The following is a 7,694-nucleotide window of genomic DNA, read 5'->3' as shown; positions in this document are numbered from 1 at the left end:
CTCGTGGTGGCAGTGGAAAGTCAGGGGTCGATCGGCGCAATCACGGGCGGAGGGTCGGCGGCGGCAGTGGCGGGGCGAAGATCGGCGGCTCGGAGGGTGGCGGCGTGACGTCGATGGGCGGCGTAGGCAGTCCCGGTCCGTCGCTGGTCGGTGACGGACCCTTGGACGGCTTGGTCTCATCGATCGGCGACCCGGTTTCCGGCGGCCGAGGCGGCGTCATCTGTCCGAAGTAGAATACGGCGCCGGCCCCGCCGGAGAGGGCGAGCGCCACCGCGCCGATGGCGACGGGGAGCCGCCGCTTCGGTTTCCGCGTGGGGGCCGGGCTATCGGGTCTCAAAATCATGCGGGTGACCGGATCGCCCCACCGCTCGATCTCCTGCATGCTCTGTGGCCGCAGGCCGGGGTCCGGCTGTAGCATGGCGCTCAGGAGGGGGATCAGGCGGGCGTCGACCCCGGTGAGGTCTGGAACCGCGGAGCGCTTGGCGATGACGCCCGGGTACGCTTCACCCATGTCGAGGGCGTGCCCGCGGCTCGCCTGCGCGAGGACGAGGCCTAGGCTGTAGATGTCGGATCTAAGGGTGACCTCGCCACCTTGAAGCCCGAACTGCTCCGGGGAGGCATACGCGTACTTACCGGCGAAGCCCGTCCCGATCACCGTCTTCGTTTCGGCGAGCCGGGCGATGCCGAAATCGATGATCTTCGCCCGGTCGGGGGCGCCGGCCGGCAGGATGATGTTGTCCGGCGTCACGTCGCGGTGGACGATTCCGGCCTCATGTGCTGCCGCGAGGCCACCGGCGATCCGGCGCCGGAGGGTATCGACCTCGTCGTAGTCGAGCGGACCGTGCTTGAGCCGGTCGGCGAGGGAATCGCCGGCCACATATTCCATCGCGAGGAACGGCAGTCCAAGCCGTCGGTCGATGGAGAAGACGTAGTAACGCACCACCGCGCCGTGGTGGACGTTGTGCAGGGCCGAGGCTTCCTTGCGGAACAAGGCTAGAGCGTCGGCATTCTGCGCAAATTCCGGGCGCATAACCTTGATGGCGACCGCATCGCCGGTCTCGATCGCGTGGCCGCGGAATACCTCGCCCATCCCGCCAACGGCGAGGGGCGCATCGATTTCGTAGAGGTCGCTGAGGCGCGTGCCGGCCCCGACCCGCCCGTCGGCCCGCGCCTTGAAGACGGTGCGGTCCTCCGACATCAGGCGTCTCCCACTGCGACGGTGCCGGCCGGAACTATCACGGTCATCGCCGCCCTCGCGATCGGCGTCTCAGGGCTGTCGCCCTGGTAGCCGCAGCGGATCACGATGATCGTGACGTTGTCGGAGGCGCCGCGCTCTAGGGTCAGGTCGAGGAGGGCGTCGCACGCCCATTGCGGCGCCGAGGTGCCGGCGGCCAAAAGGATATCGGCGTCGCTGACATGACCGGTCAACCCGTCCGAGCAGATCACGAAGACATCCCCCGGCAGCACGATGCCATGCTCGCTCTCCATCTCGGGACGGTCGTCGGCGCCGACGGCGCGCGTGAGCACGTGCCGGCGGGGCCAGGTTTCCATCTCGGCTGCACTGAGGAGTCCCCGTTCGAAGAGGTCGCGTCCCTCCGTATGGTCACGGGTGAGCTGCCCGATAGCACCATCGCGGACCCGATAGATCCGGGAATCGCCCGACCACACGCAGGCGTAATGCCGTTCGAACAGGAGCAGTACTGCCACCGTCGAGCCGATGACGCAGGACTGGGCCTGACCCGTGATCCGCAATTCGGCGTTCGCGCGCAGGATCCGGTCTTCGAGCCGGGCCATGAGGTCCGCGGCGGAAACCGCGGCGCCGATCGAGGCTAACGCATTGACGACGGTGGTGCTCGCCAGCAATCCGTCCTTGTGCCCACCCATGCCGTCGGCGACGGCGAAGACGCCGATCTCCGGCGCCAGGAGGAATCGGTCCTCGTTCTCGGTCCGCTTTAGGCCGGGGTGGCTGATGCTGCCGCTCTCGAGACGCAGGAGATCCTTCGGCAGCGCCGTGACGGCCGGACCGGGCTCAGGCGGAGGCATCGAACCCTCCCGTGAGAAACGCCGCGAACAGACGTGGGTCGGGCAGGCCCCGCGCGGCGAGGGCGTAGGCGGGAAACTCCTCGCCCCCCAGCGTCCACCAGTAGCTCATGTCCGCGTGGAGCCCGGCGCGGCTTAGGGGGCGCAGCCGGGTCAGGGCTGCGGGCACGTCGCTGCCCTCGATCCGGCCGACGATCGCGTCCCCCGACAACCGATGCGCGCCCGCGACGGAAGCCGGCAGACGGGACGGCACGGCCTCAGGTAGGACAGCGAGGTCCGCCGCGACCGCCTCGAAACTCGCTCCCTCGGCCAGGGTCGAGAGGAGGAAGGCCTCGGCCGTCGTGAACCAGCCGTCGAACGGCTCTACCTCCGGAGGGCTCAACCCTTCTGGGTGGTCGGAGGGGCAGACTAAGGTCAACGGAAAGTAACGCCCGATCCCGTCCGCCGACGGCATGAAGGCCCCGAGCACGGGGCTGCCCGTGAGACCGGCCCCGAGCCAGAACCGCCAGATCGGCGCCCGCAGGTAGGTGCTCGTCCAGGCGCCGCCGAGAGCCAGCCGGCTCGCCGTAATGCCGCCCTGAATCCACGGCTCCCAGACGGCCAATACAGCGCGCGGCACCGCGAGGGCGATGAAGTCGCGTTTGGCGGGAAGCTTGCCGAACAGGCCGCAGGGCATGTCAGATTCCTGCCGGACAGCGGAACTCGCGCAGGGCCGGCAGCGCGAGGGGGTTCTGAAGCGTGTTGACGCCGAACTTGTACGAGACCTGACGCGACCCCGCGTTCAGGGTCGCGACCACGGCATCCCCCTGTTTGAGCATGGATCCCGTATCGAGAAGGCGGAAGAGGGACCACGGCCCGGACTTCTCCACGACGGTGCCCGACCCGCTCGACGTTCCGAAGAAGCTCGGGGCGCCCTCGATTTGCAGGACCGTGCGCTCCGGCACCGCGGGGCCGGGCCAATGGATCGACGCGGGCGTCGCCACGCCGCCCTGCATGACGACGATGCTTCCATTGACGTCGAGTTTCGCTTGCCCGGCATCGCCCGTGAGCGTCAGTGGCGTCACGGAGAAGGTGACCGCCGGCATCGTCCCGCCGGTGGAGAAGAAGGCCTCACGGATCTCGGCGGCCCGCTGGAACTCCCGCAAGGTCAAAGCGGACATTCCGCGGGCCATGGTGTCGTCGCTGCGCCATCCCCATTGCGGACGCGACCGGTCGACCCGGCTGGCGAGGTTCTGCGCGAAGAACTTGTCGAAGGCGCCGTTGGGGCCAAACAGCTTGGCGAAATCGGCCAATGGCACGTCGCGGTCGCTGCCCGGGACGAAGGGATAGCGGTTCGCCGCGATCTGATTGCAGTCGCGGATCACCTCGTCGGATAGGGCCTTGGCGACCCGTGCCAGCGCCTCGCCCGTCGCGCTGCCCTCGAACTCGTTGGCGATCTGGCGGATCATCGCCTCGAAGGGCGTGGGGAACCGGGCGGCGAGCGCCCGCAAGGACGCAGTCTGCGTCACGAGGGTGTTGTTGGCCACCGCTGCCTGGTTCGGGTTCGTTGCTTCCAACGCCGCGTTCTTGATCTCGTTGAGGACGGCTATGAGGGTGTCGAGGGTCCGCCGGCCGGCCTCGCCCTCGCTCAGGACTTGGAACGGACGGAAGGCCACCTCGATGCCAGCGCCCGGCGCTTGGTTTGCCGGGGCGTTGAAGCGGTCGGAGGAGGCCATACCGGCTGCGGAGAGCGCGGAACCCGCGGCGGGACCGAGGCGCTGCTCGGCGGCCTTGACCACCGCGCCGGCCGCCGCCTTCAACCGGTCCGTCGGGCGCGCGGGCCGCTCCCGCGTCAGCCGCGTCTCCTCGCGGATCGATTCGAGGATCTGCCGCAGGGGCGAGGTCGGCGCCGCGATCGCCTGCAGGGCGAGGTAGCGCGGCTTGTCGGTGGTGAGGGACCGCAGTTTCAGCCGCTTGAGGGTCCCGGTCCAGTTCTGCAGAAAGTCCCGCCCGTAAAGCTTCAGCAGGTCGGGGAAGAGCGAGCCGTACTGACTGCTCACCGCCTGCTGCTCGCCGGCCGGGCCGAGCACCCAGCGGTCGCGCTCGGCGATGTCCTGCGCCTCCCCGAACCGGTCGAGGAAGGCCTCTTGGAACCCGTCGTAGGTGAAGAAGAACGGGACCCGGACGCTGTCGAGATCGCCCCCGCTAGCGGCCTCGAAGACGAGGCCGGCATCCGGCCCCGCGGCCCGCGGTACGGTCCAGTCGCGGGCCATGGCGGTCCGCGCCTCGGATTTCAGAAGCTCGTAGGTCCGCTCGGCGATGCCGAGGCGGGCGAGGGTGCGCTGGCAATCCTCAACGAGGGACTGGTTCACGGAGACGAGGGGCTGGCTCCCGTCGTCGAGGTCGAGCATCGCCGCGAGGTGATCCTCCAAGAGCTGTCGCCCACGAGCGAAGCCCACGCCGGGATACAGGTTCTCCGCCCAGTCCCGCCTGAACCAGCCGATGACGAGCTTGCGGTCGAGCGGCGCCTCGGTGCGGCCGCCGAGCATCAGGTAGACTTTCAGCGCCTCGTAGATGAATCCGGGGTTGGAGCGGTTGGCCTCAAGCTGTTCCTCCAGGCGGAAGATCAGGCGGGGGCGGAACATGCGCTCCAGGGCCGCGCGGTAGCTCGTCTCCGACGCCGAGCGCAGACGCGGCCTCTGGCTCAGGCCGAAGCTCGCCAGGATCGGGTCGCCCTCGTCCCGGCTCGCGTAGCCCGTCGGCAGGTACCGCAGGGCGTTGAGGAGAGGCAGAACCTTCGAGAAGTTGCGGTCCGCCACCACGGGCTCACGCAGGACCTCGGCGGCGTCGGTGCGGTACTTGCCCATAAGGCTGTTCGTGAAGGCGACGAGTTGGCTGTTGCGCAGGAAGCTCGTCCACCAGAGGCCGACCAGCAGGGTGGCGACGAGGGCGAGCCCGGCATATGTGGCCATGCGCAGGATGTTCGCCCGCCGGAGTGCCGACCGGTTGACGGAGACCCACCCCGCCTCGCCGATCACGACCTTGCGGAGGAGATCCGTGAGAAAGTAGCTCCGGCCCCGGCCTGAATAGGCCGCGTTGGCGACGTTTTGCGACCCGAAACTGCGGGAGAGGGCGCCGATCAGTTGATCGATCGGCGTGCCCTCCTGCGTGCCCGAGGTGAAGTAGAACCCACGCAGCGTCGCGTTCACGGTGAACCGGCTTGGCTCGAACACCTTCCCGAGGAAGTCGACCACGCGCCCCCGGATAGCCGCGATCTGACTCGGGAAGCCGAACAGGACGACCCGGGCCGCCGGCGCCATCTCGTCCTGCAGGCGGTCCGGCACCCACTCGTTGAGACGCTCGACCAGCGCGTCGAACTCGGCCGGCACTTCGGAGACCATGTTGCGGGTCTTCTCCGCAGTCTGGAACGAGTGGCCCCAGACCATCTGGCGCTCGGTCTCGGTGAGTTGGCCGAAGAACTCCGTAAACCCCGCGATCAGGTCCGCTTTGGTGAACACCACGTAGACGGGGAAGTCGACCTTGAGGCGTTCGTGCAATTCGCCGAGGCGCGCGCGGACGACCGTGGCGTGGGCCTCGACACCCTCCGGGCCGCCGGTGAGCAGATCCTCCAGACTGATCGCCACCAGCACGCCATTGATCGGCTGCCGGGGCCGGGTGCGGTGGAGCAGGTCCAGGAAGGACAGCCAGCTCGCCCGGTCGGCTTTCGCCGTGGTGTCCTGGGTGGTGTACCGACCCGCCGTGTCGATCAGGACGGCGTCCTCTGTGAACCACCATTCGCAGTAGCGCGTGCCTCCCAGACCCGCCACGGCTTCGGGTGTACGCCCCTTAGCGAGGGGGAACTTAAGGCCGGAATGGACCAGCGCCGTGGTCTTGCCGGCGCCTGGCGGGCCGATGATGATGTACCAGGGCAGATCATACAGGCTGCCGCCCCGCCCGCCCCGCGCCTTCTTCAGGGCTGCCAAGGCGTCGTTCATCCGCTCTCGGAGGACCGCCCCGTCCCCGGTTTCCTCGGCGCTGCCGGCGATCTCCGTCTGAAGCGCCCGCGTGGCCTTCCCGCGCTTGTAGAGGTCCCATCCGATCGCGCCGGTCGCGCCTAGGCCCATGACGGCGCACAGCAGGCCTCGCACCCAAATCGATTCGAGCGGCCGCACTTCGGCGACTGCAACGAGCGGCCCCACCCACCAGATCAGGATCGATAGGCACAGGGCACCGACCGCGAGCGCGGCGTACCGCATCAAGGCCCGGAGCGTCATGTCCGCCGCATCCAGGCACTCGCCGCCTGGCCGACCGTTCCCGGAGCGGTCTCCCCGGACCTCCAGCCGCTTCGGGCAAAGCTTGGCACGACGGTCTCCTCAGTTCTCGCGGGGGACGACGATGTCGACGCGCCGGTTACGAGCCCTGCCCTCCTGCGTCTTGTTGCTGGCGAGCGGGACATCGGCTCCCTTGCCTTCGATCGTGACGCGGTCCGGCTTCGACAGGCCGGTGCGGAGGATGTCTGCGACCGCCTTCGCCCGGGCCTCAGACAGGACGAAGTTCGAGGGAAAGCGAACCGTCTTAATCGGGATCGCATCGGTATGGCCAACCACCTTGATCGATCCCGCGCTTTTCTCAAGCAGCCCTGCCAACCTCTGGAGCAGGCCGGTGAAAGTGGGCTTCACGGCGGCGTCGGCTGGCAGGAACAACGCCGCGGCGAGGCGCAGCACGACCTGGTTGCCGGATTCGATGACGGTGAGCGCGCTGTCGTTGATCTCGGCCTTCAAGGCGTCCTGAAGCCGGCCGGCTTGGCTTTGTGGCGGCGGCGGCGGCGGGGGAGGGGGCGGCGAATAGACCCGGCGCTGAATGCTGACCTCGGTCATCGGGTGGAGTTGAGCCAGCTCCGTCGCGGTCGCCTCGGCGTTGCCGATCAGAAGGGCTCGCAGAAGCAGGAACAGACCGAGCAGGATGGCTCCGATGGCGGCCGCCACCGTCCAGACCGGGATCTCGAAGCGCAGGGCTTCCGGCGCGATCGCCTGGCCCTGCCAATGGGGGGAAACCTCCCGGCTCGCTCCGCGGGTACGGCGGAGAAGCTCATACAGGTTGCGCTGGATCTGCTGAAGAGTCGCCGCTCCGCCGGCGCTGGTCCGATGAATGCCCTGGAAGCCGATGCTGAGACAGGCGTGGATCAACTCAAGTAGGAAGTAGTTTCCACCCGGATCAAGCTTGGCTTTATCGAGCTCGTCAAAGAACCGCACCCCCCCGGACCGCTCGCCGAAAAACCGGCTCAACATGCTGTACTGAGCCCAGACGTGGCGCTCATCGGTCGGGATATTCTGAACGATGTCGTCAGCGGTTGCGCAGACGACATACTTTGCAGCCCGGACCTGCTCCGACGAGGCACCAGCGGCACGGGTGTCCCGTTCCAAATCCTCGATGCTAGCGGCGACCTGTTCCATCAGGTTCGAGAACGAGGCAGTGGCGAGTTGCACCCGCAGCCGGCCGAGCAGCAGTAGTAGGGGCGTCGATGCCCGCAGAAACGGATTGGCATTCGGGGCCACCACGACGTCGCGTTTCAACACGAGCGCGCGACCGTCGTCCGGAGCCCGCCGGTTGCCCCCTGGGGCTGGCGTGGCCCAGTCGTCCTGGATGTCCGGGGCGGGCGCCGGGCGGGGCGGGGA

The 7,694-nt window shown here is 68.4% G+C and carries 5 protein-coding genes; all 5 read right to left on the bottom strand.

Features of this window, described 5'->3' with window-relative positions:
- Positions 1-40 precede the first annotated feature (40 nt).
- A complete protein-coding gene (locus AC0IY0_RS28495) occupies positions 41-1,198 on the bottom strand; it encodes a serine/threonine-protein kinase (protein WP_471766432.1) in 1,158 nt (385 codons plus the stop codon).
- Positions 1,198-2,043, bottom strand: a complete 846-nt coding sequence (locus AC0IY0_RS28490; RefSeq protein ID WP_471766431.1) for a PP2C family protein-serine/threonine phosphatase — start codon at positions 2,041-2,043, stop codon at positions 1,198-1,200. Before AC0IY0_RS28490 ends, AC0IY0_RS28495 begins: the two co-directional genes overlap by 1 nt.
- A complete protein-coding gene (gene tagF / locus AC0IY0_RS28485; RefSeq protein ID WP_471766430.1) occupies positions 2,030-2,716 on the bottom strand; it encodes a type VI secretion system-associated protein TagF in 687 nt (228 codons plus the stop codon). The genes AC0IY0_RS28490 and tagF overlap by 14 nt, the downstream gene beginning before the upstream one ends.
- Before the next feature lies 1 nt (position 2,717).
- Positions 2,718-6,293: a type VI secretion system membrane subunit TssM gene (tssM, locus tag AC0IY0_RS28480; protein ID WP_471766429.1), complete on the bottom strand. Its 3,576-nt coding sequence runs from the start codon at positions 6,291-6,293 to the stop codon at positions 2,718-2,720.
- A 99-nt stretch (positions 6,294-6,392) separates the two neighbouring features.
- A partial coding sequence (gene tssL, locus AC0IY0_RS28475) for a type VI secretion system protein TssL, long form (protein ID WP_471766428.1) occupies positions 6,393-7,694 on the bottom strand: 1,302 nt, incomplete at its 5' end.

Source organism: Methylobacterium sp. AC315 (assembly GCF_979253755.1).
Note: the sequence above shows the minus strand (reverse complement) of the source record. Positions and strands in the feature narration are given on the sequence as shown.

What these genes read in the sequence shown, in the direction of transcription:
- tagF (WP_471766430.1), bottom strand. Translation starts at nt 2,716, where the DNA reads ATGCCCTGCGGCCTGTTCGGCAAGCTTCCCGCCAAACGCGACTTCATC.
- tssM (WP_471766429.1), bottom strand. Translation starts at nt 6,293, where the DNA reads ATGACGCTCCGGGCCTTGATGCGGTACGCCGCGCTCGCGGTCGGTGCC.
- AC0IY0_RS28490 (WP_471766431.1), bottom strand. Translation starts at nt 2,043, where the DNA reads ATGCCTCCGCCTGAGCCCGGTCCGGCCGTCACGGCGCTGCCGAAGGAT.
- AC0IY0_RS28495 (WP_471766432.1), bottom strand. Translation starts at nt 1,198, where the DNA reads ATGTCGGAGGACCGCACCGTCTTCAAGGCGCGGGCCGACGGGCGGGTC.